This is a genomic window from Frankia canadensis, assembly GCF_900197875.1.
GTDB classification, from domain to species: Bacteria; Actinomycetota; Actinomycetes; order Frankiales; family Frankiaceae; genus Frankia; species Frankia canadensis.
Window position 1 is genome coordinate 1 of sequence record NZ_FZMO01000560.1, and the last position, 24,880, is coordinate 24,880.

Consider the following 24,880-nt stretch of genomic DNA (forward strand, 5'->3'; position numbering starts at 1 on the left):
CGCCGGGTTCTGAGAGCAGCGGCGGGTGAGATTCCCGCCGCTGACTCACCTCGTTCGAGACCCGCGGCCTCGAATGCGACCGGGTGATCGACAGGTCCGCGTAGAGCAGCGCGACAGTCTTCGAGGTCATCGACGAGCCCCGATCAGCGTGGACCGTCAGATTCGCCGTGTCGACACCGTACTTCTCGCAGGTCTGCGTGATGAACTCTCGTGCGAGCTCACCGGACTCGTTCGGCGCGAGCATCCACCCCACCGCGTAGCGACTGAAAACATCGAGGATGACATACAGATGGAAATACTGGTGTTTCGACGGACCCTTGATCTTGGTGATATCCCAGGTCCACACCTGGTTCGGCGCGGACGCGAGCAGCTCGGGTTTCGCCTGCGCCGGGTGCGTCGCCTGAGCACGGCGCTCCCCGGTCTGCCCCTCGGCGGCCCGGATCCGGTACAGGGTACGCGGTGAGGCCAGGTAGATGCCCTCGTCGAGCAGCGTCGCCCACACCTGCGCCGGCGACGCGTCCGCGAACCGCTCCGAGTTCAGAACCTCGAGCACACGCGCCCGTTCCTCCGCCGACAGCGCCCGCGGCTGGACGCGTTCCTTGTGCGGCTTCGGTGACCGCCGCGGCGACACCGACACTGGCGGCCGGTGATGACGGTAGAACGTCGCCCGCGACCGGCCCACCAGATCGCAGGCGTTCTTCGGCCCGACAACCTCGGCAAGATCGACCACGCAGGCGTCGACTATTCTTTCCCCTTCGGCGACGACGGACGGGTGATCTCGGGAATACTCTCGGAGAGCGCTTCCAAAAGCGCGTTGGCTTTTCCCATAATATCGATCACGAGCCGGGACTTCTCCAGCTCCTTCCCCAGCCGCTCTTTCTCCGCGCGCAACTCCGCAAGTTCCTTGTCGCGCGGATCCGCCGCCGGCCGGCCACGCTTGCTCACCAGCGCCGCCGCCGCACCCCTGTTCGCCGCACGACGCCACTCCGTCAGATGCGCCGCATACAGCCGCTCCCGACGCAGAATCGCGCCCTTCTCACCCGGCCCGGTCGCCGCATCATATTCCGCGAGAACCCGGACCTTATACTCCGCGGCGAACGTCCGCCGCTTCGCCCTCGGCTCGACCTCCGGATCCGGCGTCACCTCAGGATCATCCACCCGACCATCATCAGCCAGACCCCGCCCGGCCGTCAGCACCGCTACCACGATCATTTCCTCCCAACCCGCCCAACCTACCCTACAAGGGGCATACCCCCTGTCTCATCCAATCTTGGCAGGTAGGGCCAGCGCCCGCCGTCGGGCCCGCTGCCGGCACGCCGGGTTGCGATCCCTCCAGGGATGATCAGCGACCGCCGGTCGCCGACCTCCTGGGCGACCAGGACGGTGACGGGTTGCGATCCCTCCAGGGATGATCAGCGACGACAGCCCTTTACCCTCATCCTCGCGCACGAGGGTGAGTTGCGATCCCTCCAGGGATGATCAGCGACAGGGTGAGGGCGTAGCAGTGGTCGCAACCGGCGGAGATCGTTGCGATCCCTCCAGGGATGATCAGCGACCCAGGCAATGTCGAGGTGCATGGTGCCGCCACCGGGGTTGCGATCCCTCCAGGGATGATCAGCGACCGGGGGGCTGGGACGCCCTCGACCAGGTGCGAAAGATGTTGCGATCCCTCCAGGGATGATCAGCGACTCCTGATGGCGGGGGACTGGTCGGCGGCCCGGTTGCGTTGCGATCCCTCCAGGGATGATCAGCGACGCGGCAGTGTCGCCAGGAAGGCCGGATCGCACAGGTTGCGATCCCTCCAGGGATGATCAGCGACCGCGACTGGCGCGCGCGCGCGGCGCCCCGGCCGCCGGCTGTTGCGATCCCTCCAGGGATGATCAGCGACCCCAACCTTAAGGCGCAGGTCAGGGGTGGTTTGGGTGGGGGTGAAATCGGCGATCTTGCGGAGGTTCGGCGGTAGTGTAACTGTGCAGGTCAGGGCCATGATCGAGAGCTGGCGGTGGGGTCCTGGTTGCTGTGTATGGCGAGCCGCTCGCTCTCGATCAGCCTGGGGGCAGGTGTGGTGGATGCTGATGTTGTAGTGGGTGAGGCCGAGCTCGTTGTGTAGTCGGGGCGATGGGCAACGGAGGGCTTGCTCTCGAACGCGCTGCGTTGCACCCGGCGCAGGATCCTGTGGTGGGTGTAGAGCGCGTTCGGGGGGCGTTCTGCGGTGCCGTAGGCGAGGATAGCGGGGATACGGAAGTGCTGTCGAATTTTGCTTCCTCGTTTTGGTGTCAGAGACGGTTCTGGCTGCCGTACTCGATGTGCTCGAAGCCGCGGTTTCGGTAGTCGCCTTGGAGAGCGTGGTGGCGGCTCGTGCAACAAGTGGGCGGTCTGATGGGCACCCGAGTTCAGACGTTGGGGTGGCTGCCCTCATGCTATCTTCTTTAAGGGTGGGTGGACATCGGATGGCTATCGGTGATTCGAGCCGCGGAGGAGTGTCATGAAACTCGCCAGATGTGAGGCCTCTGCGCATGGGTGATATGTCGATTCAGATAGGCGGAGCTCGTGTGGTCGTCGCGCCTGGGTTGACCGTCGCGCTCGCCGAGCTTCCGTTGCGGAGTATCGCGCTTGACGGGGTTGTGCAAGGTCCGGAATTGGATGTTGAGGGTCAGCGGTTCAGCTTCGACCATCATGGTGACTGTGTTCGTCTGGTGACGAGTGCAACGTGCCGGCAAGTGCAGGACGCGATTCTGCTCGGCCTTGAGCCGTCGGAGTTCACCGTGTACGTCAATGACGTGGATGCCGACACCGTTCTCGCGGTCGCGCTGTTGGCTCATTCGGAGTGGCTCGCTGAGGCTGGGGCGACGCCGACGGTGACACGGCGGCTGGTGGAAGCGGTGGGTAGCCGAGATGCGCATGGCCCCGCATATCCGGTCGCCGATCGCGAGCTCCTGGCCAGGTTCGCTGAAGCCCTCGCACTGCCTGTCCGGAGGGCCGGCGTGGCTGCCATGGAGATAGCGGAGGATTTGACCGGCGCCGTTGCCCGGGTCGCCGCATTGATAGCCCGTCTTGCCGAAGCTATGGACCGCGAGGTTCTGTCCGGGGTCGGCGGCGAGCATAAGGCGGCGCCAAGGAGACCTTCGGATTCGTTCGTGGTGACGCATTCGGGTACCGGCTGGACGATGGCGACCAGCGATGTCGACGCGCTGGATGAAGGGTACGCGCATGGTTTTCATCGAATGGTGATGTGGCGGCGGTTGGGTGATGGTTCGACCGCTTACACCGTGGCGCGGCGCAGCGATCTGGTCGGCGGATTTCCCGTCGGGCCCGCTTCGCGGCCAGGTACGATTCTCGCCGCTCTCGCGGCGCGGGAGCCGGGATGGGGCGGAGGCACATCGATTGGCGGGGCGCCGCGTCATCCCGACGGGGGCCGCAGCGCCCTGTCGCCGGATGAGGTTTTTCACATCGTGGAAGGGGTGGTCGTCGCCCTGAGATGAGGGGTCGACGCGTGGCCCTGCGCGGCGCTGGTTGAAGAATGCCGGGTCTGGCGGCGGCGTGTTCCGGTGGCGGACGGAAGGCGCTGATGATGTGGTCCGACGTCGTGGACATGGTGAGTGAGCGATCCTGGGTTCCAGGACCGTCGGCGGAGGCGCGCTGATGTCTGTGCGCGACGATGAGCGGATGAAAAGTGGTGAATCGGCCGGCCGCTACCGACCGCTCGCGCCGACGGCGCCCGGGAAGCATCCGGAGCAGGCGCGATGGGCCGACGCGATGAAAGCGGCGATGGAGCGTTCGCGGATCAACGGTACGGAGCTGACCGTGCGAGTGGCAGGCGAGTTGGGCCTGTCCGCCGGTTCGGACCGGATCCGGCGGTGGTTGGCGAACGACACGCGGGTCGACCCTGTGGCGATCCCGGTGCTGGCTCGCGCCGTCGGTGCTCATCCGCTCGAGATGCTGGCCGCGCACGGACTGATCGACACGGCGATGTCGTCGGTGGCTCTGCGGCTCAGCGCCTGCGAGCAGCGGTTTCGTCGGCAGCGTGCCCTGCTCGCCGAACAGCACCGAGTGTCCGGTGGTGCGCTGTTCGCGGAGTCGGCGTTGCGGGACGGCAGGTGGGCCGTCACGGTGCTGCCGCACTGGCGGGGTCGGCGATGCCACTACCACTTCGCCGACTACGTGTTCCTCGCGCGCCTGGGCGGCGTTGTCGACCGGGACGAGGCGTCCCAGGTCTTCGAGGAGGCGTTCCGGCGTACGGGGGCGGAGTGGGACGACGGGCCGTTCCACGGTGATGCACTGCTCGCCGCGGGCGGGAACCAGGCGCGGGTCTACGTGCCTCGGCTGCCGGCGGCGTGCGCTCCCGAGTCCTTCGCCCGCTCCCTGCCGGGCTGCCGCGGTGTGGTGATCGCCGGGCCCCGGTGGGCGGGCATGTACACCGTTGCCGCATTGGTCTCGGTGGCCCTGGGCTGGGGGCGGGAGAGCTTCGAGTTCCTTGCCCGGTCGCTGAGCCCCGGTGGGGCGGGGAGCGTGACGCTGGCGAACGAGCTGTTGCGGGGCTGGCTTGGCGCTGTCGACGAGGCGCCGCATCTGGTGTGGGCGCACATACTGACCGATCCGGGTGTGGACGGGACCGACCCCGCATTGTGGGCTGACGTTCGCCTGCTCGTCGATGCGCCCGCCGATGTGCAGGTGGTGCTGCTGGTGCCTGAGGATGCCGACGAGCCGGATCGCCCAGGCGATGGCGATAGCGGTGGCGATGCAGCCGAAGGTGGTCGACGCGGTTCTGGTCAGCGGGCTGCCGGCGGTGCGCTCGGCGTGGCCGCGGAGTTGGCGGGGACGACGGTAGAGCGGCTGCGGCGCGTCGTGCGCTGGTGGATGGCGGCGCTCCCGCAGCGGCCGGGAGTGGCGCACGTGCTGGTCCCGACGCCGCGGAGTTCGCAGGGGCAGCCGGTCGGGCCGTCCGACGACGGCTTCCTCGACGCCTATTTCGATTCCGCGGTGGACGTCGCGCTGGGGGTGCTGACCCTGCTGGCGGACGGCGCGCCGGTACGAACGCTGGTTCCCGCTCCGGCCGCGGCGAGCGACCCGTTCGCCGCCCTCGCGGCCCAGACCTCCTGACCGGCATGCGCCCGGATCCGTCCCAGCAGGTCCGCATGCTGTCGGACCAGGACGTCCGGGTTGGGTGCGGTGGCCATCAGCGTCGGGTAGTCGTGCTGCAGTGCACGTCGCAGCCGGTTCTCCGTCGCTGCCACCTGGGTGCGGATCTCCTCAGCGGTGGGGACCACGATGGCCTCGGCGCGCCCCCCGGTGCGCCGAGGGGGCCCTGAGGGCCTGATGCCGTGCGAGAGCGGATGCCTGTTACGCCAGGCATTCAGGTTTCGCCGGCCGCCGTCGCTGTCCACCCGGACGTTCTCCCAGAGGTCGAGACGAGGGTGCGGCGAGGTCTTGGCTTTGCCCTGAGGGCCACCGGTCGGGCCTGGCCCGCTGGCATGAGGGGCGGGGTCGAGCCCGTCGATCGGGGGCCTGGCCGGCAGCGTGCGGAAGGTGTGGTCGAGCACCATGGAGGCCAGATAGGCGGTGTCCCACGGGTGGCGGTCGACGATCGTCGCGCACAGCCTGAGCCGGGCGATGGCCAGTCGCACCTCGGCGGCGCTGGTGCGGTCGGGATGTCCCGCCGTCCCATCGGCGATGGGAACGATTCCGAACGCATCGCGGCGGAGCGTGGCGACGTCGGCAGCGAGGGAGCGCAGGCGGACCGAGCCGCGGCGCAGAAGGCGCTCGGCGACGGACAGGTCGAGGTTGGCCAGTGCCCAGGCGGCGAGGTGTGCGAGGGTCTCGTCGAGGCCGAGCGAGGCCAGCGCGCGGTCGTCGTCCTCGCTGACGTCGATGGTCAGGCCCGGCCCCTGGCCGGTATGCGTGGCGTGCGCCGTGAGCACGCGCAGCGGGGCGGCGGCGTGCAGCGAGAAGTCGACGGCGGCCAGCATCGTCGCGATGACGAGGGCCTTCGGCCCGGCGGGCAGCGCGACGGCGACCTCGTCGACGAGGTCGGCGCCTCGGACGTCGAGCAACGCGGCCCACAGCCGAGCCCGGCAGGTGTCGACCAGACCCGGCCGGCGCGCGACGTTCGTCTCGTCAACCGGCACGGGGACGGCCGTGCTAACCCTGGGATGCGGCGACGAGGGGCCGGCCTGCGGTGTGGTGAACTCGACCAGCAGGATGTCACCCGCCGCCAAGCCGTCGACGAGGCTCGCGAGCGCCGCGTCATTCGCCTCCTGGTTGGTCGCGGCCGTCCGCAGCAGCAGGACCGTGCGCTGATCCGGCGCTGATTCGCCTACCGGCCAGGCGGGGTAGTCGGCGAGTGGCCCGGCCTGGTGCTGGCCGCGTATCCAGTCGTCCTGCAGGGCGAGCACGCTCGCCGGCGGGGTGGGCACCGTGGCCAGGCTGCCGTGGCTCAGGCGTTTGACATCGTCGTGCCAGGTCACTACATCGGGATGCAGCAGCGCCGCCAGTGGCTCCGCCACGTCCGCGGCCCGGGTCGGAGCGATGGCGATGCGCGTGTAGCCGGGAACGGCGAGCATTCCGAGGACCTCGTCGCGGTGAGCGGGCGGCGTGTGCTCGAGGGCGAACTCGTGCAGCCAGGTGCGCGCGGCGGCGCCGTCGGTGATCTCCTGGCGGGCCAGTCCCTCGGCGAAGGACGCCTGGACGGCCCCGGCCAGCACGGCGCGGGCCGGGGCGTCCAACGACCAGCGCAGATCGTCCGGGCGGTGGCCGGTCAGATCTGTGAGCAGCCAGGCGACGTCGACGGCCTGCCGCCGGGCCAGTCGATTCCACCGGCGGTCGAGCTCGGCCAGCATGTCGTACAGACGGTGGCGGACCAGCCATCGGTGCAGGGCCTCCGGTGACGACCGGGCGGCGAACTCGATCGTTGAGGACGTGTCGTCCCCGGCGTGCAGCTCGAACGGGGCGCCATGCAGGAGGAGCTCGAACATGACGCCGAGGACGATGCCGCTCGCGCCGGCGCCGAGCAGCAGCTGCCACGGCGTGCCCGCCGCACCGGCCGCCCGAACCCCGTCCACCTCGCGGTGCAGGAACTCGACCGTCCAGGACCGGCCCAGGGCCAGCGTCGGCGCAGCCAGTTCCTCGACGCTCACCTGGGCGACGTGCCGGCGGGCGTAGTCCCGAACGAGATCCGCGATCGGCCTGGTCGACCGGACCTGACCGAAGTCCGACGGTCCGTAGCCGGCCGAGGCGGCATCTGCCAGCCCGGAACGCGCCGGGACCGTGGCGCGGGTCGCGACCAACACGAGGTGCACAGCCACGAGGTGCACCGCCCCATCACGAGGGCTCTGCTCGCCGATCGTGGGGTGGCTGGTGGCGGACGGTGCTGCGCTCAGGCGGGAGACCAGACGTCCGATCGGGGTGCCCGCGAAGATCGCATGGTCGTCATCGCCCTCGTCCAGCCGGGTGCGGATCTCGGCCAGGCGCAGGGTGATCGCGAGAGCGATCTGCGCGTCGGTGGTGCCCGGCGCGGGGCGTCCCAGCCCGATGTCGGATCCGCCGACCACATGCAGCGCGATGCGGTGCCCCCCGGTCACCTCATCCATCGATCCTCCTCGGTCGGCCCACTGTCCTGGCTTGTGTCGGTCGAACACGACGCATGTCGGTTGAGTCTGGCCTGATCGGCAGCCGGTGGGGAGGCCAGAAACTGCGTTCTTCGGGAGCGCTGCCGGCAGTTTCTGCGCACGTCCGATGCGCTGGGTGACCCGGTTGATGCTGGTCGGAACCGGGTCATTACCGTCGACACCCGCGTGGACGTCTGAACGTCAGGTTCGGACGGCGATGACAGCTCGACGGGGGAGCGGCTTTGAGCGCAGTACCTGCTGACGTGGACACCACGGGCGACGCTCCGGGGCGGTCGAACCGGCTGATGTGGCTGGTACTGCTGGAGACGTCCGGCAACCAGGCGTACATCTTCGACACCAATCGCCGTCGGGAGAACGTCGGCGCCTCGCACCTCATCGCCTCCCTCGGCGACTGGACCAAGGACGAACTCGTGGTACTTGGGCTGGCTGATCCGGACGCGGTCCTTCAGGCACGGGTGCCGGCGGCTCCGGCCGAGGTCCTGACGACGGCCGCGGGGCGCGTCCAGGTTCTCGTGGCCGACGCGCGGCAGGGGCGTGCGCTGGTGGCGGCCGTCACCCGCCGCGCGCTGGTCCAAGCGCCCGGCCTGGACGTCTGCGGCGTCGTGATCCCGTTCGACTGGTCCGAGGCGAGCACCGACGGGTCCGGCACGACCGGGCGGACGCTGCCATCGGCGACCCGGGAAGCGAGCATGCTGCTTCCCCGGGTTCGCGCGGCCCGCCCGGCGCAGCCGTCGGCTCGCTTCGCCCGGCTGCCGATCGTCGAACACTGCCGGTCCAGCTCGCTGCCCGCCGCCGGGCTCTACGATCCGGTGGACGGGGAGACGAGGCGGATCGCGGCGCAGGCGGGCCGGCTCGACGAGCTGGAGAAGCCGGAGCCGTCCTCGGCGTATTCGCAGGCGAAGCTGTGTGCCGTCGACGGACCGCGCACGGCCGCCGACCCGGGCGGTGTCGACAGTGCCTACGACCGGCTCGCCGCCGTGCTGCTGGCACCGATGCGGGACGGCCCGGGAGAACCCGGCGGGACGCTGGGCGAGGACGCGCGGAGCCGGGGCACGATCGCCCGACGCGCTTTGCAGACAACCGCCGAACACCTGCAGTACGACCGGGAGTGGGTCGCCGTCGTGCACGCCGACGGCAACGGGCTCGGCGAGGTCTTCCGGGGACTTGGCGACGAGATCGCCGGCCGGTCGGCCCGGGACTGCGCCGACATCCTGCGGGACTTCTCCCGCGCCGTCGAGGCGGCGACGCTCGACGCCTACCTCGCCGCCGTCGACGAACTCGTGCGGCTCGGCCTGACGCGGCGGTCGTCATCCGACCAGGACGCGCCACCGGGCGATCCGCTCGCGCGGTTGCGCGTCGAGGTGCTGCCGTTGATCCTCGGCGGTGACGATCTGACGGTCATCTGTGAGGGCGCGGTGGCGCTCGCGTTCACCGCGGCGTATCTGCGGGCGCTGGAGGAACGAACCCAGGCCCGGCTGAGCGAGGTCGTCGGCAGACACGGACTTCGCCCAGAGCGGGCGAGGAAGCTGACGGCAAAGGCCGGCGTGGCGATCGTGAAACGCGCCTACCCGTTCTCCTCGGCCTACCGGCTGGCCGAATCGCTGATGGAGGAAGCCCGCGAGATCAAGGCTCGGGCGGCGGGCGCAAGCGGCCTGGCATTCCACGTCCTGTACGACACCGCCGCGGCCGACCTCGACTCGCTGCGCGCGCGGCTCACCCTGGCCGACGGCGAACGGCTGTACGCCCAGCCCTACCTCGTGACCAGGCCCGACAGCGGCTGGGATGGCTGGTCCGCCCGACACCGCTGGGTCGACCTGTTGGGCAATGTCGCCGCCCTGCAGGCACCGGCGCAGGGTGGAGAAGGCCGCGCGCTACCCCGGTCGCAGACCCACGATCTGCGCGCCGGCCTGCACCTGGGCCGTAAGGTCGCCGACGCCCGGTACCGCGGTGTGCACGCGGCCGGGAAGGACCGGTACCAGGGCCTGGACGCGCTCGCGGCCCCCGGCCGGACGGACACGCTGTTCTGGGACGACGACGACCGGCCGGACGAGCATCGCTGGGTCACCCGCTACCTCGACGCGATGGACGCCGACGCCTTCCTCACCTGCGCCGCCGGCCTCCACAGCGAGGCTGCGAACCGGGACGAGGCTGCCACCAAAGGAAGGTCCAGCCAGTGAGCGCGACGATCTCCGTGGCCCGGCCACCGGCCGCCGCCGCCATCCTCGGTTACCGGCTCGAGATGCTCTCCGACTGGCACGCGGGCAGCGGCAACGGCCGGCCGCGCGACGTCGACCGGCTCATCGCCCGCGACGCCGATGACCTGCCGTATGTGCCGGCGAAGACCGTGACCGGGCTGTGGCGGGACGGATGTGAGATCGTCGCCCGCGCCCTCGACGAGACCGAAGACGGCTCTTGGTCCGTGTTCACAGACCGGCTGTTCGGCAGCCAGGCGGCAGTGGGGATCTCCCGGCGCTCCCGCGCCGCCACCTCAGCGCCGCAAGGGGCGGGCCTGCCCGCGGCACCGCTGCCCGCGGCGCTGTCGATCCGGGCCGCGAGACTGTCCGCCGGGCTGCGGGCCGCGTTGCGCGCCGCCGATCCGGCGGTTCGTCAGGCGGTCACGTTCGTCAAGCCCGGCGTGGCGATCGATCCGCGGACCGGGCGGGCCGTCGACCGCATGCTGCGTTTCGAGGAGCAGGCCCGCGGCGGTGTCGACCTGACCGGGATTCTCACCCTCGATCCGGAGGGGACGTTCGACGAGGACGCGCGGCGGTATGCCACCGCGCTGCTGCTCGCCGGCGCGTGCCTGGTCGAGCAGATCGGCGCGAAGCGCCGCCGCGGTAACGGGCGCTGCCGGCTGAGCGTCGACGGCCTGACCACCGCCGACTGGTGGACGTGGCTTGAAACGGCTCCGCCGCCGAGCCCGGCGTCGCCGCGCGCCGGCGCGGCGTCGCCGCGCGCCCGGGCGTTCGCACGGATCGGCGCGACGGAGGCGACCTGGGAGGTCGCGCAGGTGCGGCTCACCCTGGTCGACCCGATGCTCGCGGCGGGCCGGCTCGTCGGCAACCAGCTGTTCGGCGCGGACCACATCCCCGGCACGGCCCTGATACCGCACGTGCTGCGCAGCCTGAGCACCGCCGCCCGGCGCGCCGGGCACGACGGGGACGCGCCGCGCCGCGCGCTGCTCGCCGGCGACCTGGTCGTCACCGACGCGACCGTCGAGCTCGCGGGGCAACGGGCATTGCCCGCGCCGCGCACCGTGCTCCGCCAGAAGGCCGCCACCGGCCCGGCGTTCCCGGTGGTCAACCGAACCCGGGAACCTGTCGACAGAAGCCTTGGCCAGCTGGCCCGGCTGCGTGACCTCTACGCCGCCCCCGTCCTCGACGACGACGGCCGTCTGCTGGTGCTCGGCCGGCCGGAGCAGGAGATCCACACCCACAACAGCGTCGACGACACCACCCAGCGCCCGACGAGGGAGACCGGCGGCGGCCTTTACATCAACCGGGCGCTGCGAGCCGGGACCGTCCTGCGGGCCGAGGTCCGCGTCCGCGCCGGTCTGCTGGCCGCAGGCTGGGCCGAGGGACTGGCAGGCGGGTGGACCGCCGGGCAGTCCAAGAAGGACGGGTACGGCCGGATCGAGGTCGGCCTCGTCACCTCGGGGCCGGCGCCCGCCCCGACGGTGATCCCCGCGGGGCGGCGTCTCGCGGTCTGGCTGCTCTCGGACCTGGTGCTCCTGGACGAGCGGCTGCGGCCGTCGCCGCGACCGGACCTGCTGCGCGCGGCGCTCGCCGCCGCGCTGGGCCTCGCCGAGCAGGAGGCCGCGCAGGGCCGAGAGCTGCTTGTCCCGGTCGACGTGGAGAAGCTGCCGACAGTTCCGGGCGCGGTCCACGAGGGCGGCGACGATGGCCTGCTGCGCTCCATGCTGGCCACCGGGCGGGTGGAGTCCTGGCACGCCCGGTGGGGGCTGCCGCGCCCGACGCTGGCCGCCTTCGCCGCCGGCAGCGTCGCCGGCTTCGACCTCGACGCCACTGTCAGCCTCGACGTGGCACGCCTCGCCGACCTGGCGCAGGCCGGCCTCGGTGAGCGCCGCGCCGAAGGCTTCGGCCAGATCGCCGTCGCCATTCTCCCGGACCATCCGGGCGAGGAGAGCCTGCCCGGGCCCGGCCGGCTGCTCACCGAACTCGGGCAGGCGACCGCCCGCAAGGAAAGCCCTGCAGGCCAGGGCCCCGCCGCGCGGGCCCAGCTCACCGCGCGGGACGAGCGAACGCTGACGCTGCTGCGCGCCGAGGCGCGGCGGGCGGAGATCATCCGCCGGGCGGTGGCGCTGGCCGCCAACCCCAAGGAACACCGAACGGCGTTGGGGGCGGACATCGCGCAGGTCTCCCCGTCACAGCTCGCGCTGCTGCACGACATCCTGCCCCTGCTGACACAGCCGGACAGCACCACGGACCTCGGCGGGCTCATTGCCCGCGTGGTCGACCCGAAACGGCGACGGGGATGGCCCGGCAGCGTCGGCAAGGCCGTCCGGGACCTGCTCGTCGACGATCCTGACCGGGTCTGGACGCTGCTGGGCTGGCCCGCGGGCCTCGACGACGACCCCGCCCTGCGCCGCGAACTGCGCGCCGAGGCGATCACCACGCTGGTCCACACCCTGCTCACGGCCCGTCGGAAAGGAATCCGCTGACATGGCCGGACGGCCGCTGTACACCCGGCTGCGCGTGGCCGGCTGGCTGCGACTCGGCACCCCGCTGCACGTCGGCGGTCTGAGCCTGGGCGCCGACGTCGACCTGACGGTCGCCGTCGACGGCCAGTCCCGGCTCTACGTCCCCGGCACCAGCCTGGCCGGCGCACTGCGAAGCCGGTTCGTCGGCGCGGCCGACGCCACCAGTGCTGACGACCCCACCGGCGTGGCCGACATCGGCGAGACGTCGCCACGGGCGCTGTGGGGCTACGCCCTGTCCGCGGAGCCGCGCGCCGGCGAACGGGCTGGTGTGCCGGCCGGTCGTGGCCGGCGGATCACCGCCCCCGAGGCACGGGCCAGCCGCATCATCGTCCGCGACGCGCTGGTCTGCGCGACCCGGCCGGCCGATCCGGCGCTGCCACCGGGCGCGGAGAATCTGCTGGCCCCGGCCCGCCTGGAGGTCCGCACGTCGGTCGGCATCGACCGGCATTCGGCGACGGCCGCGGACCGGATCCTCTACTCCCGGGCCGTGGTGCCCGCCGGCGCCTACCTGCGTCTCGAGATCGACGTCGAGAGCGGCACCGACCCGGACGTCCGGACGCTCGACCGCGCGCGTCTCGCTGCGCTGCTTGACGCGCTGGTGTCCGGTGAGGTGCGCCTTGGCGCGTCGGTCAGCCGCGGTCTCGGCAAGGTCGTGCTCGACGACGACGTGCGGATCGTCGAGCACGACCTGACCAGCCGCGCCGGACTGCTCGCCGTCCTGCGCGACCCGAGCGGCCTAGGCGGCCTGGGCGGCTCTGCCCGGCGCACGCTCACCGACCTGCGCGGCGCGGCTGGGCAGGTCGACGTGGCCGAGCTGATCACCGTCACGATCGTCTGGACGCCGCGTGCCCCGGTGATGGTCCGTGCCGATCGGGCGGGCATCGTCGCCGACACGGTGCCGCTGACCGGCGCCGGCGGGGAGCGCGATGACGCCGGCAAGGTCCGGCTCGTCCTGCCCGGGTCGAGCCTGAAGGGCGCCTGGCGGGCGCACGCCGAGCGGATTCTGCGAACTGTGGCAGCCCGGCCGGTCCGGGCGAACGCCACCTCGACGCCGGAGGAGTTCCACGGCCAGTTGGACGATCTGTGCCTGCGCCCGGCGTGGGCGCTGTTCGGTGAGCCGCCGCGGCCGGCCCGCGCCGCCGATGGGCCGTACGACCCCGCCGGAGCGCCGCTCGAGGCGTCCGGGGTGCCGTGGGGGCGTGGGGCGCTGCGCGTTGATGACGGCGTGAGCGCGCGGGCGTTGGACGCCGACGAGTGGGGTCTGCTCCTGCGCGGCGAGCTGCCGTCCCGTCTGCGCGTCGAGAACCTGCCCGACGACGGCAGCCGGTTCACCCGCCAGATGCTGGGGTGGCTGGCCGACGCCGGGATCGCTCAGGCCGACCACGTGGCGATCGACCGCTGGACCGGCGGTGCGGCCGACAAGCTGCTGTTCTCCGTTCTGGAGCCTTGGCGGGTCGCCTGGCGTCCCCTCACGCTGACCCTCGACGTCACCCGGCTGCGGCTGCTCGAGGCCGAGTCCGCCGGCGCGGAGAACCAGGACGATGCCGCCCCCCGTTGGCAGGTCGGCGTCGCGCTCCTGCTCCTGCTGCTGCGTGACCTTGCCGCCGGGCGGATCCCGCTCGGTGGATCGGTCAACCGCGGCTTTGGCGACGTGGAGGTCGAGCGCATCGGCCTGCGCTGGACGGGCCATCCGCCGGGTGAGGCGGCCCGCCCCACCGGAGAGGTGACGCTCGCGGACCTGCTGGCGAGCGACCTCGGCGCCGAACTCGTCGACGCCTGGCGGACCTACCACCGCGAGGAGAACGGAGCGGCCGCATGAACACCACGACCACCATCACGACCACCATTACGAACATGGCCGTTCCCGAGGCCGGTGGCGCGACCGCGGGCGACCTGCGGCTCGGCTGGCGGCGGGTCGACGGTCCCCTGGCCGATGTGCTGCGCGCCGTACTCGCCGAGAGGCCCGGGTTCGCCGGCGCCACCGCGCTGCTGTCGACGCCGTCGGCGTTCCGACTGGCCCGGCTGCGCGCCGACGGCACCTGCGTCACCGCCGACGGCACCGCCATCCACCCCGACGACGTCTTCGAAGCCCGTGCCTTCACCGCGGACGTCGAACTGCGCTGGGTCCGCCGGCTCGCCACCGGCGAGGGCGTCCTGCTCGGCGAGGACGTGACCGGCGGCGCCGAGGCGACCGGGCTCGGCGCCCACGACGGTCACTACCTGCTGTGGGGCGAGCACGAGCCGGCCGCCGACCGGGCAGGCTGGCGCGGGTTGTCGTCCCACCGGATCGGTCTGCTCCTCGTCCCCGTCGAGGACGGTGTCGCCGCCGCCGCGAAGAACCGGCTGCGCCTCGTCGTCCGCGAGTACTTCGCCTACGACCTGCCCACCGCCGAGCCGGATCCGTGCGCCGACGCGCTCGACGCGCGCGGCCACGGCAACGCCTACGTCCTCGATGAACGGCTCGTCCGCGTCGAGGCCTACGCGCCCATCCGGCAGACCGGCGCGCAGGGCATCGACCTGGGAGAACAGCATGGCTGACGTGCGAACCGGCCTACTCGGCTGGCGTGAGCACCCGGACGGGACCCGCGACCTCGTCATCCTCGCGGACGGTAAGGCGCAGCGGCTCAGCCACCCGGAGCGGGAGCTGAGCGCGGAGCTGCGCGCGCTCTACGAGGACGAGTCCTCGGAACTCGCCGGTATCGAGGTCGACTTCGAGAAGGTCAAGGCGCAGCCGAAGCGCGTGCGCCGCCGCGGCGAGCCGTGGGTGGCACCGGCCGGCGGCGCGCACGGTGGCGCGGGGGCCACAACCGGGCCGCTGGGGACGGTGCGCACCGACGTGTTCGCCAACCCGTACACGTTCGTCCCGGCACTGCCCCGCCCGGCGGCCAGCAGGCTGCCACCCGAGGCTGCGGACTTCGGAGACCGCGCGCCCACTGGCCACGACCGCCTGGCCGGCGACATGTGGACCGGGCGGATCGGCGTCCGGATGACCGTCGCCACCCCGCTCCTCCTCCTCGACACCGCCGCCGCGCAGACCGACGACAAGGGCCACACCACCTACGGCCCGCTGCTGCGCGACGGGCGGATTCACCTGCCGTCGACGGCGGTCAAAGGCATGCTGCGCGCCGCCTACGAGGCCGTCACGAACTCGCGCTTCGGCGTCTTCACCGGCCACGACGCGCCGCTCGGCCACCGCATGAGCGCCAGCGCCGGCCTCGGGATGGTCCCGGCGCGGGTCGCAGACGACGGCCAGTCCCTCGACCTGCTCACCGGCACCGCCCCGCTTGGTCAGCGCCCCGGCCCGCAAGCGGTGATGTACGCGGCCTGGCTGCCGGCCTACCCGCGGTTCCACCGCCCCGAGGCGGTGCCGATTCCGACCGCACAGCTACCAGGCAGACACGCGGCGAAGGCGTCGGTGCGCCTGCGGCTGGTCCAGCACCATCGCTGGGATCGGCGGCAGCGGATCCACATCGCCGACTTCCGCTACTGGCGGGTCACCGCGATCGCCTTCGACGACCACAAACCTGGCCCGCCGTCCGCCGCCCTCATCCGGGCCACCGCACCGTCGGACGGGCAAAGCTGGCACGAGGTCCTGCCCGACACGCGGGACGAGGTTGGCTGGGTGTCGGTCTCCAACCGCAACTTCAGCCGCAAGCACGACGAACGCGTCTTCTTCGGCGCCCCTGTCCGCCGGGAGCTGACCAGGCAACTGCGTGACGGCTGGACGAACCTGGTCAACAATTATCGGGACGCGCACCGCCACGCCGACATCTGGGGCCGCCGCCACGGCAACCGGATCGTCGAACCGGGCGAGTGGCTCGGCAGCGAGCCAGGCAAAACGGCGTGGAGCCGCCACCAGTACGCCGAAGGTGCCGAGCGACTCGTCCCCGGCGATCTCTGCTACGCCCGCCTCGACGCCCGCGGCGACGTGACGGCACTCTTCCCGGTGATGATCGCCCGTGAGCTGTTCGCCGCATCGCCCCGGGACCTGCTGCATCCCTCGCTGCGCCCCGCCGACCGGTTCGACGCGTTGTCCCCGGCGGACCGCGTCTTCGGCTGGGTTGACCAGCGCGGCCCGGCCGGAACGGACCGCGACGCGCGCGCCGACCGCTCGGAGTCCGCGGGCAGTGCGGGTGGCGGCGCGCGGCAGCGGGCTGCCTACGGCGGGCAGCTGAGAGTGGGCCCGGTGAACTTCGCCAGCCCCGAGGGAGGTGACGGCCTCGACCGGTTCGAACCCCTGGGTGTACCGCTGGCGATTCTCGGCCAGCCCAAACCGCAGCAGGGCCGCTTCTACATCGCCGCCAGCTCCGCCGACGCCCAGACCCCACTGCCCGACCGCACTCCGCGTTCCGCCTGGTATGCCTCCGGCCGTGCGCTGCGCGGTCGCAAGACCTACCCGCACCACGTCGGCCTGGCGCCCGACTACTGGTCCACACCGCAGCAGGACCGCACCCAGACCGCCGACGCCCGGGGCCGCTACCAGGAGTACCGCCGGCCGCACCAGACGCCGGACGGCGGGCAGCTCACCGCGCGTCGGGACGCGTTCGTCGTCGGGATGACCGAGCGGGAGGAGCAGCGCGACAACCAGAACCGCTCGGTGACCGCCTGGGTGCGCCCCGGCGGCGAGTTCCGGTTCACCCTGGACGTGCGCAACCTGTCCGGACTGGAACTCGGCGCGCTGCTCTGGCTGCTGCGCCGCCCCGCCGACGAATACCACCGGCTCGGTCTGGGAAAGCCGCTGGGCTTCGGCAGCGTACACCTGGACATCGACGGCGACACCACCCACCTGCGCCGCGGGGACGCCTGGCGCCGCCACTACGCGGACTTCTCGGCCGAACTGCCCGGCGAGAACCCCGACATCCCCGCGCTGGCTCAGGCTTTCGAGAAGGCCGTGGCCACCGTCTGGCTCGGCGCTCCGCAACTCGCCGCGTTCCGCACGGCAGCCCAAGGCGATCCGACGGTCTCCGTCCACTACCCGCGAGTCCGACCACCGGACCTCGACATCCGCGTCGCGGTCCCCCCAGACCCACGCGGCCAGTCGTTCCAATGGTTCGTCCAGAACGAGCAGGAACGCCGCGGCACCTTCACCCGCGCCATCAGCCTTCCACGTGCCGACGGCGACCCCCTCCCTATCCACCCAGCCCCCGAGGGCCGCACCGGCCATCCATTCGCCGCTAGCGGCGTCTTCGGCCGCCGCCCAAATCCATAACGCAATCCGCGTCGAACCTGAGTGAGAGATGGGGCGGAGCTACTTCGAATGAGACGAAGCGATCGGGGGATCATGAGCAACACCAGCGGCGTCGACCGGATCGAACCAGACGGCGTCTTTCACGGTCCGGACGAGGATTCGGGGTCCGAAGCCGATTTCGGAGAAGATGAAGAGTCTGACGTCGGCGCCGGCCACCAGGACAGTGTTCGGCCGCTTCTCACGAGCTTGCGGCTGGCAAACTTCAAGTGTTATGGAATGCCCGCGCCGAACCGCTCTTTCGATGTGCCGCTCGCCGCACTCACGCTGCTGTATGGAGACAATTCCGCTGGGAAGTCTACGCTTCTGCAAGCGCTGCTTACGATCGCCCAAACGCTTGACTGGGTGCCGGGGCCAGACGACACCTGGCCCCGGGTTGTTCTAAACGGCACGCATCTCCGTCTGGGTACGTTTCGGGACGTCGTGCACCGCCATGAGTTCAGTGATCGACTCATGATGCTGGGTGTATCCTGGCGGAATCGCGACGGCAGCGACAGTGCTATTTCCTTCCAATTCGAATATCGGGAGAACCGAGGTCTCCTGAATAAGATCGATCTCGAGCTGGCTGGTGGCAAAGTCTCTGCCTGTCGTCACTCTGATATGGACGGCGAAAGATGGGTCGGGCCGGTCCTCGTTGGTGACGAGGATGTGGCTAGCTTTCTGATAGGCGCCGTCGAAGGAGAAAAACTGGCCACGTCGTTGCCGAACTTGCCTGACGCAGAAATTCAATGGCCATCAGGTCCAGTGCAGCCGGTCGTGTCGCTGGCCGGTACATGGATGGGATCTGTGGTCGCGTGGATGTCCCCGGATGGTCGAATATCGGAGGCACACCCAACCGTCGCCGCCGCGTCGGCAAATTTCTTTGGAGGTATCCGACGTAGCCTCGGGGAAGCATTTGGTGGAATTCGCCACCTCGGCCCTGACAGGGTCCTGCCACGCGGGCATCCCGTACGGGACGGCGATGAGGTGGCAGGCGCAGGGTCGGACGGGCGACACCTAGTTCCTCTGCTGGCGAGCAACCGGGATGCGTTGGTCGGAAAGCTCAACGAAGTTCTTGAGAATCCGCTGGGGCTTCCCTACAAACTGGAGATATTGCGATACAGGCGCCTTGCGCTCGACTCTGATACCGGCCAGACCGGCGAGGATCTCGATAGTGAAATTAGCGACCTCGGGTGGGGCCAGGACTTTCTAGACGTCGTGCTGGTCCGTGGAGGAATCCCGGTCGCTATAGGCAGCGGTGGCTATGGATTCAATCATCTGCTGTCTATTCTTGCGGAGGCTTTGCGCGAAAAATCATGGCCGCTGCTCATCGAGCAACCCGAGACCCATATAAATCCGAGGCTACAAGCGAACATGGCGGAGTTTCTGCTCAATTCCGCGCGCGGCCCTGAAGGAGGTTCGCAGATGATCATCGAGACGCACAGCGAGAATATTCTGTTGCGCCTGCAGGCCCTTGTCGCCGGTCATCCAGCCTTGGCAGACGACATCTCAGTAGTGTCCGTCATCCCGGCGATAACCGGCGACTCGGCGCTGCCACGACATGAGGGGTGGAGCTCGGACGGCGACCTTCATCCAGGTCCCGGGGATGTCTTCCCGGAGGCCCGCCTGCGGGCAGTCGACGTAACACGAGGTTTCTATGCTGGCTAAGGTAGCAGTGTCGGCCGCGCTATTTCGTAAGGACATCAGCGATGGCCACTGGGCGGTACGTGAACGCCATCGGCGCATTACCGAACTATTGTTTCGCCACGCCCAGATTGTGTGCACAGGTGCCGACGAAATACGCCGGCTGCGTGAGCATTCTTCCCGGCTACCTCGGCTGGTCCGGCCCTACTGGGACCCGATCCTTTTCGGGGATCCCCATCACTTTCTTGTCACGCCTCCACCGGTTGGCCAGAAGTACGCAACAGAGATCTCCTCGAGGGCCATGCTGCGAGCATGGAAAAACTCAGTTGACGTGCTGGTCACAAGCGATACGGACGCCGAGCATCTCGGCTTAAATCCTCACGCGGCTCTTGTCAAGGACGAAATATCCGGGATCGAGATCTGCCGGCCAACAGGACTTGCCGAGAGTCGACTGAGAACCTACGTCGAGATGAACGGTGCCGAGATGGCCCCGAGCATGGATCGGGACGCCCTGTGGCTCAACTTTATCGAGCCACTCTACCGGCCGGCACGCCAGATCGTTCTTATTGACCGATATGCGGGCAACTATATTGCTCAGGCGGAATGGCTGTGGAAACGGATGGCTGAGGTGCCACCGCCGGGTGATACAGGACGAACGCTGACGATTTTCAGCGGTCGGCCGAATGGCTGGAAGGGAAATAGTCGGGATGTCGAATGGAGTAACCTAAAGATCCCGAACGGTGTGAAGTGGACGCGCGGAATAGCGCAGGCCCGGATCTGTTGGATCCCTCGGCGGCGCTGGCGTCGCCTTACCTCGTCCGGAGCGGAGGTCCGCCTACATGACCGTCACTTCCGCTTCGACAAGCGGACACTATCGCTTTCCTCGGGGTTTGAATGGGTTGCGAAACTGGGGCCAATGGAGTGCCGTCTGACGTACGAATGTAAGGGCGACCCGCTAGGGCCTGGATTTGCCAGGCTCGACCGAAAGGAGGCATGGCTGCGCGCCGTCGTGGCGGCGACTCCGCGCGTTTCCTCACCATGAGGGCTACTTTCCGAGCGCCGTATATTAATTTGACTTGGCGGGCTAATGTCGCGGCGACATGTAAAGTGTGTGGGCATAAGAAATGGACGCATTGAAATATTTCTTCGGGGAAGATTGGCGGCACAAAGCCGACGCGGCGCGCTGTGATCGTCGCGGTTGCGATCCCTCCAGGGATGATCAGCGACGAACCTCGAGACCGGCCACTGGTGGTACCGGCAGGGGTTGCGATCCCATCAGGGATGATCAGCGACCGCGACGCCGGGTGAGTCGACCGCCAGCCTGGTCACATTGCGATCCCTCCAGGGATGATCAGCGACCAGCGACCCGCGCCACTCATCGCTCCCGAACAGGCGCTCCGGTTGCGATCCCTCCAGGGATGATTAGCGACTCGACACGGTGCTGATGTCCCGAGAGGTCCACGCGTTGCGATCCCTCCAGGGGCGATCAGCGAGACGGCGTCGTCCTGCACCCCAAGACGCAGGTGAACAAGTTGCGATCCCTCCAGGGATGATCGGCGACGTCAATGGTGCCACGGCGGTCGGCCACGAGAGTGGTTGCGATCCCTCCAGGGATGATCAGCGACGCGCCTGGTACATCGACCCCGGCATCGACGTGCTCCACGTGTTGCGATCCCTCCAGGGATGATCAGCGACCTGGATCTGTGCACCGGCCTGTGCATCGCCCTGAGTTGCGATCCCTCCAGGGATGATCAGCGACTTCAACTGACGCCGGGGGAGGAGTACATCGGCGAGTTGCGATCCCTCCAGGGATGATCAGCGACACGTCATCCTCCGGGGGCGGTGGTGTGGGCTGCTGTCGTTGCGATCCCTCCAGGGATGATCAGCGACTCGCTCGAGCACATGCTCTCGGTGTTCCTGCGCGCGGTTGCGATCCCTCCAGGGATGATCAGCGACATGTGGTGTGTCGCCCGGCTCGGGGGGTGCCGGGGTTGCGATCCCTCCAGGGATGATCAGCGACTCCTACTTCGCGGAACAGGACGCCTTCGCCTTCGACTTGTTGCGATCCCTCCAGGGATGATCAGCGACCACGAGTCGGCCGGCTCGGTACCCGACCCGATGTCGCGATCCCTCCAGGGATGATCAGCGACTGGTGAGCCGGCACGGTCAGGTCGTCGAGGACGGGTTGCGATCCCTCCAGGGATGATCAGCGACTTCGCCACCAGGTCGGTGGCGGACGGTGGGCGACGTTGCGATCCCTCCAGGGATGATCAGCGACCCCATGACCCGCACGGACACGCCGCCCGCGCCCGTCCTGTTGCGATCCCTCCAGGGATGATCAGCGACTGGCAGCCCAGCGTCGTGGCGCTGCGTGACCGTGGGCGTTGCGATCCCTCCAGGGATGATCAGCGACGGGTAGGCACCACCTGATCGCGGGTGGTGTTGTTCATGTTGCGATCCCTCCAGGGATGATCAGCGACGCCGCCGCCTCAAGGGCCTGAGCGCGCGGGGGCTGATCAGCTAGTTGCGATCCCTCCAGGGATGATCAGCGACCGGGCGACAGGGGAGACTATCCCCCCGCGGGACTACAGGTTGCGATCCCTCCAGGGATGATCAGCGACATGAGGACAAGGCCGACCCGGTCGAGGCACCCGACGTGCCGCCGTTGCGATCCCTCCAGGGATGATCAGCGACGATGAACGGAAGTTCCCGATGCACAGGGTGCGCCAGTTGCGATCCCTCCAGGGATGATCAGCGACCTGGACCGGGAGGTCACCCGCCGCGCTCTGACGAAGGGTTGCGATCCCTCCAGGGATGATCAGCGACCCGCGCCCGGCTCTCCAGCTCCCGGCACTCGGGGTTGCGATCCCTCCAGGGATGATCAGCGACCGCACCGTGGAGGACCCGTACGACGCCAGCCACATCAGTTGCGATTCCTCCAGGGATGATCAGCGACCCGGCGGATGGACGACATCGCGGCGAGCCTGCGCGCGTTGCGATCCCTCCAGGGATGATCAGCGACTCGTCGAGCGGTGGCTTGACGTCTCGATGAACCCGTTGCGATCCCTCCAGGGATGATCAGCGACTCCCGCAGGGTGGCGCGTGCCCGGCTGATGGCCAGTTGCGATCCCTCCAGGGATGATCAGCGACCCCCGTTGAGCGGACCGGGGCGGATCTGGCGGCAGTTGCGATCCCTCCGGGGATGATCAGCGACGACCAGGTGTCGCTCGTGGACGCACGCGTCCGGGAGATGTTGCGATCCCTCCAGGGATGATCAGCGACCTGTTTCCCAGGCCGGCACCACCGCCAACGCCGATAGGTTGCGATCCCTCCAGGGATGATCAGCGACTCAAGATGGCGGTCGGGACGAACAGCACCCTGTTGTTGCGATCCCTCCAGGGATGATCAGCGACGTGCCGGGGCTGTACGCCCACGTGCCGGTAGACATCGGTTGCGATCCCTCCAGGGATGATCAGCGACATCCGCCGCTGACGGCCCCGGGACCTCGAGCCGGGGTTGCGATCCCTCCAGGGATGATCAGCGACGCGGAGGTCGTCGATGCACTGCTGGCCCAGGGATTCGGTTGCGATCCCTCCAGGGATGATCAGCGACCGGAGGTACGACCCTCGCGGCGAATAGCAGCGGGAGTTGCGATCCCTCCAGGGATGATCAGCGACCGGATTCCCCCGTGGATGAGCTGGGTTTGCCGATGTTGCGATCCCTCCAGGGATGATCAGCGACGACAGGCGCGGACGACAGCGCCTGACCTCTGCTCAGTTGCGATCCCTCCAGGGATGATCAGCGACTGACGCCCTGCTTCGATCCGGACTCCTGGAGCAGCTGTTGCGATCCCTCCAGGGATGATCAGCGACGCGGCGTGACGCGCGTCACGCGCCGCGGTGGGCCGGGTTGCGATCCCTCCAGGGATGATCAGCGACCAGAGCCGGACCCAGAGCCGGAGGGCGAGGTGATGTTGCGATCCCTCCAGGGATGATCAGCGACGCGGCAAGGTCCGTGATGGCGGCCCAGACGAGCACCAACGGTTGCGATCCCTCCAGGGATGATCAGCGACGTGGCGCGACGGGGAGGCCCTGTTCCTGCGCTGCGTTGCGATCCCTCCAGGGATGATCAGCGACGAGGCGCCGCGATCACGGACGCGCCCGGCAACCTGTTGCGATCCCTCCAGGGATGATCAGCGACCACCGCGAGCGCCGTCGTGGCGCGTGACGTGGACGTTGCGATCCCTCCAGGGATGATCAGCGACGAGCTGGACCCGGCGTACTACGAGCCGTGGAGCAGTTGCGATCCCTCCAGGGATGATCAGCGACCGCGGCGGGCCCACTCCCTGACAGGAGCCAGTCCCAGTTGCGATCCCTCCAGGGATGATCAGCGACCCCAACCTTAAGACGCAGGTCAGGGGTGGTGTGGGCGGGGGTGAAAACGGCGATCTTGCGGAGGTCTGGCGGTAATGCAACTGTGCAGGTCAGGGGCTTGATCGAGTGGTCAGAGGATGGAGTCCTGGTTGCCGAGGGGGATGCCGAGCCACTCGGTCTCGACCAGTGCGGGGGAGCGGGTGCGGTAGACGCGGATGCTGTCGTAGGTGAGGTCGAGCTGGTCGCGCAGGGTCGCCATGAGCGAACGGTACTGGGCGGCGGACAGTTCGCCCTCGAAGACGCTGCGCTGGGTCCAGTGCAGGTACTTGCGGCAGGTGCGTAGGACGTTCGGGTTGCGTTCCGCGGCGGTGTCGTAGACGAGGATGACGAACATCGCTCACCACCAGGGCCGGAAAGGCGTGTAGCTGGTGCCTTCCAGACAGAGTCGGACGAGTTTGAGTGCTTCCAGGTGGATCAGTTCCTTGTAGGAGACCTTCCGTCGGAGCGTGCGGTGGTAGACGGTCGCGCTGAGTTCTTCGCGCATCATCGCGGACACCTTCTTGCGGCCGTCGCGGCTCAGTGATGCGGCGCCGACGTCGGCCTCGAAGTCCGACTCGCGTAGCGTCTTCTGGGCGGCCGCCCGGCGCAGCAGGCGTTCGGCGAACAATGGCTTGAACGGTTCGGCGAGGTCGAGTGCGAGGGTGTTGCGGCGGCGATCGGTGTCGGCGTGCAGGAAACCGATCGCCGGATGCAGCGGCGTCGTCCGCAGCGCGGTGAGTACCCGCGCGTAGACGACGCTGTTCGCGTAGCTGATGAACGCGTTCCCGGCATTGGACGGTGGCCGTCGGGTGCGGCCGTCCAGCCGCAGCCATGCGGGCAGGATCGTGTCGAGGACGCTCCAGGCGGAGCGTCGAAAGGTGCCTTCGGCTCCCATCAGCGCGTCGCGATCGCCGGCCGCGTGAAGCTGCCGCTCGAGGCTGGCCAGTGGACCGTCGAGCAGGTCGGTGTCCAGCGCCCAGCGGATGTTGGCGGCCGTCGCGGCGATCAGGGGCCGGGCGATCGAGGTTCGCTGCTCCGGATCGGCGGTGAGCGTGACCTGGGCGCGAACGACCTGGGCGGACGACATGTCCTCGGCCGGCATCAGGCCACCGGCGTAGTTCCCGTAGTGGTCGAGGATGTGCAGGACGACTCCGTGCCGGCCGAGCAGGGAGACGGCCGCGGTGTTGATGTCGACGTGGTCCTAGAGTTTCGCAGTTTTCTTGATCGGGATCGGCGGCCGATAACGGCTGGATGA

Annotated in this window: 13 protein-coding genes and 2 CRISPR repeat arrays; of the genes, 8 read left to right on the forward strand and 5 right to left on the reverse strand. The window is 69.4% G+C overall.

The window, feature by feature from the left end:
• Together C1A33_RS32740 and C1A33_RS35485 are read right to left on the reverse strand one after the other, a co-directional pair.
• Positions 1 to 730 (reverse strand): DDE-type integrase/transposase/recombinase (locus tag C1A33_RS32740; protein ID WP_101836346.1); only part of this gene is annotated, 730 nt, incomplete at its 3' end.
• A gap of 11 nt (positions 731 to 741) precedes the next feature.
• Positions 742 to 1,206, reverse strand: a complete 465-nt coding sequence (locus C1A33_RS35485; RefSeq protein ID WP_165818695.1) for a hypothetical protein — start codon at positions 1,204 to 1,206, stop codon at positions 742 to 744.
• A gap of 114 nt (positions 1,207 to 1,320) precedes the next feature.
• Positions 1,321 to 1,888: direct repeats of the CRISPR family, unit length 30 nt; unit sequence GTTGCGATCCCTCCAGGGATGATCAGCGAC.
• A 628-nt stretch (positions 1,889 to 2,516) separates the two neighbouring features.
• On the opposite strand from C1A33_RS35485, the gene C1A33_RS32750 reads away from it, so the two are divergent.
• Positions 2,517 to 3,482 (forward strand): hypothetical protein, encoded by a 966-nt coding sequence (locus tag C1A33_RS32750; protein ID WP_133150915.1) that lies wholly within the window; start codon positions 2,517 to 2,519, stop codon positions 3,480 to 3,482.
• Positions 3,483 to 4,964: 1,482 nt separating this feature from the next.
• Here C1A33_RS32750 and C1A33_RS32755 read toward each other — a convergent pair.
• Positions 4,965 to 7,586, reverse strand: a complete 2,622-nt coding sequence (locus C1A33_RS32755) for a hypothetical protein (protein ID WP_101836349.1) — start codon at positions 7,584 to 7,586, stop codon at positions 4,965 to 4,967.
• Between the two features lie 260 nt (positions 7,587 to 7,846).
• Here C1A33_RS32755 and C1A33_RS32760 point away from each other — a divergent pair, with 260 nt between their 5' ends.
• The 7 genes from C1A33_RS32760 to C1A33_RS34445 all read left to right on the forward strand — a co-directional run bounded on the left by C1A33_RS32760 (position 7,847) and on the right by C1A33_RS34445 (position 20,255).
• Complete coding sequence (locus C1A33_RS32760; protein WP_133150916.1) at positions 7,847 to 9,802, forward strand: Cas10/Cmr2 second palm domain-containing protein; 1,956 nt, start codon at positions 7,847 to 7,849, stop codon at positions 9,800 to 9,802.
• Positions 9,799 to 12,306 carry an RAMP superfamily CRISPR-associated protein gene (locus C1A33_RS32765; RefSeq protein ID WP_101836351.1) on the forward strand — a complete coding sequence of 836 codons (2,508 nt, stop codon included), beginning with the start codon at positions 9,799 to 9,801 and terminating at the stop codon, positions 12,304 to 12,306. Before C1A33_RS32760 ends, C1A33_RS32765 begins: the two co-directional genes overlap by 4 nt.
• A 1-nt stretch (position 12,307) precedes the next feature.
• Positions 12,308 to 14,164 carry an RAMP superfamily CRISPR-associated protein gene (locus C1A33_RS32770; RefSeq protein WP_101836352.1) on the forward strand — a complete coding sequence of 619 codons (1,857 nt, stop codon included), beginning with the start codon at positions 12,308 to 12,310 and terminating at the stop codon, positions 14,162 to 14,164.
• Positions 14,161 to 14,883 carry a type III-D CRISPR-associated protein Csx19 gene (gene csx19 / locus C1A33_RS32775; RefSeq protein ID WP_101836353.1) on the forward strand — a complete coding sequence of 241 codons (723 nt, stop codon included), beginning with the start codon at positions 14,161 to 14,163 and terminating at the stop codon, positions 14,881 to 14,883. Before C1A33_RS32770 ends, csx19 begins: the two co-directional genes overlap by 4 nt.
• Positions 14,876 to 17,554 (forward strand): TIGR03986 family type III CRISPR-associated RAMP protein, encoded by a 2,679-nt coding sequence (locus C1A33_RS32780; protein ID WP_165818696.1) that lies wholly within the window; start codon positions 14,876 to 14,878, stop codon positions 17,552 to 17,554. The genes csx19 and C1A33_RS32780 overlap by 8 nt, the downstream gene beginning before the upstream one ends.
• A gap of 72 nt (positions 17,555 to 17,626) precedes the next feature.
• The gene (locus C1A33_RS32785; RefSeq protein ID WP_165818697.1) at positions 17,627 to 19,237 is read left to right on the forward strand and encodes an AAA family ATPase; all 1,611 of its coding nucleotides are present in this window, start codon (positions 17,627 to 17,629) and stop codon (positions 19,235 to 19,237) included.
• Positions 19,227 to 20,255, forward strand: a complete 1,029-nt coding sequence (locus C1A33_RS34445) for a hypothetical protein (RefSeq protein WP_133150917.1) — start codon at positions 19,227 to 19,229, stop codon at positions 20,253 to 20,255. The genes C1A33_RS32785 and C1A33_RS34445 overlap by 11 nt, the downstream gene beginning before the upstream one ends.
• A 155-nt stretch (positions 20,256 to 20,410) precedes the next feature.
• Positions 20,411 to 23,607: a CRISPR direct-repeat array (repeat unit 30 nt; unit sequence GTTGCGATCCCTCCAGGGATGATCAGCGAC).
• Between the two features lie 109 nt (positions 23,608 to 23,716).
• Here C1A33_RS34445 and cas2 read toward each other — a convergent pair.
• Both cas2 and cas1 read right to left on the reverse strand, forming a co-directional pair.
• On the reverse strand, positions 23,717 to 23,980 hold the full coding sequence (gene cas2 / locus C1A33_RS32790) for a CRISPR-associated endonuclease Cas2 (protein WP_101836356.1): 264 nt from the start codon (positions 23,978 to 23,980) through the stop codon (positions 23,717 to 23,719).
• Between the two features lie 3 nt (positions 23,981 to 23,983).
• A complete protein-coding gene (gene cas1, locus C1A33_RS32795) occupies positions 23,984 to 24,814 on the reverse strand; it encodes a CRISPR-associated endonuclease Cas1 (protein ID WP_279354742.1) in 831 nt (276 codons plus the stop codon).
• Between the last annotated feature and the right edge of the window lie 66 nt (positions 24,815 to 24,880).

Excerpts from the sequence above, each read along its gene's own strand:
- C1A33_RS32750 (WP_133150915.1), top strand. The coding sequence starts at position 2,517 with ATGGGTGATATGTCGATTCAGATAGGCGGAGCTCGTGTGGTCGTCGCG.
- C1A33_RS32755 (WP_101836349.1), bottom strand. The coding sequence starts at position 7,586 with ATGGATGAGGTGACCGGGGGGCACCGCATCGCGCTGCATGTGGTCGGC.
- C1A33_RS32770 (WP_101836352.1), top strand. The coding sequence starts at position 12,308 with ATGGCCGGACGGCCGCTGTACACCCGGCTGCGCGTGGCCGGCTGGCTG.
- csx19 (WP_101836353.1), top strand. The coding sequence starts at position 14,161 with ATGAACACCACGACCACCATCACGACCACCATTACGAACATGGCCGTT.
- C1A33_RS32780 (WP_165818696.1), top strand. The coding sequence starts at position 14,876 with ATGGCTGACGTGCGAACCGGCCTACTCGGCTGGCGTGAGCACCCGGAC.
- C1A33_RS32785 (WP_165818697.1), top strand. The coding sequence starts at position 17,627 with ATGAGCAACACCAGCGGCGTCGACCGGATCGAACCAGACGGCGTCTTT.
- C1A33_RS34445 (WP_133150917.1), top strand. The coding sequence starts at position 19,227 with ATGCTGGCTAAGGTAGCAGTGTCGGCCGCGCTATTTCGTAAGGACATC.
- cas2 (WP_101836356.1), bottom strand. The coding sequence starts at position 23,980 with ATGTTCGTCATCCTCGTCTACGACACCGCCGCGGAACGCAACCCGAAC.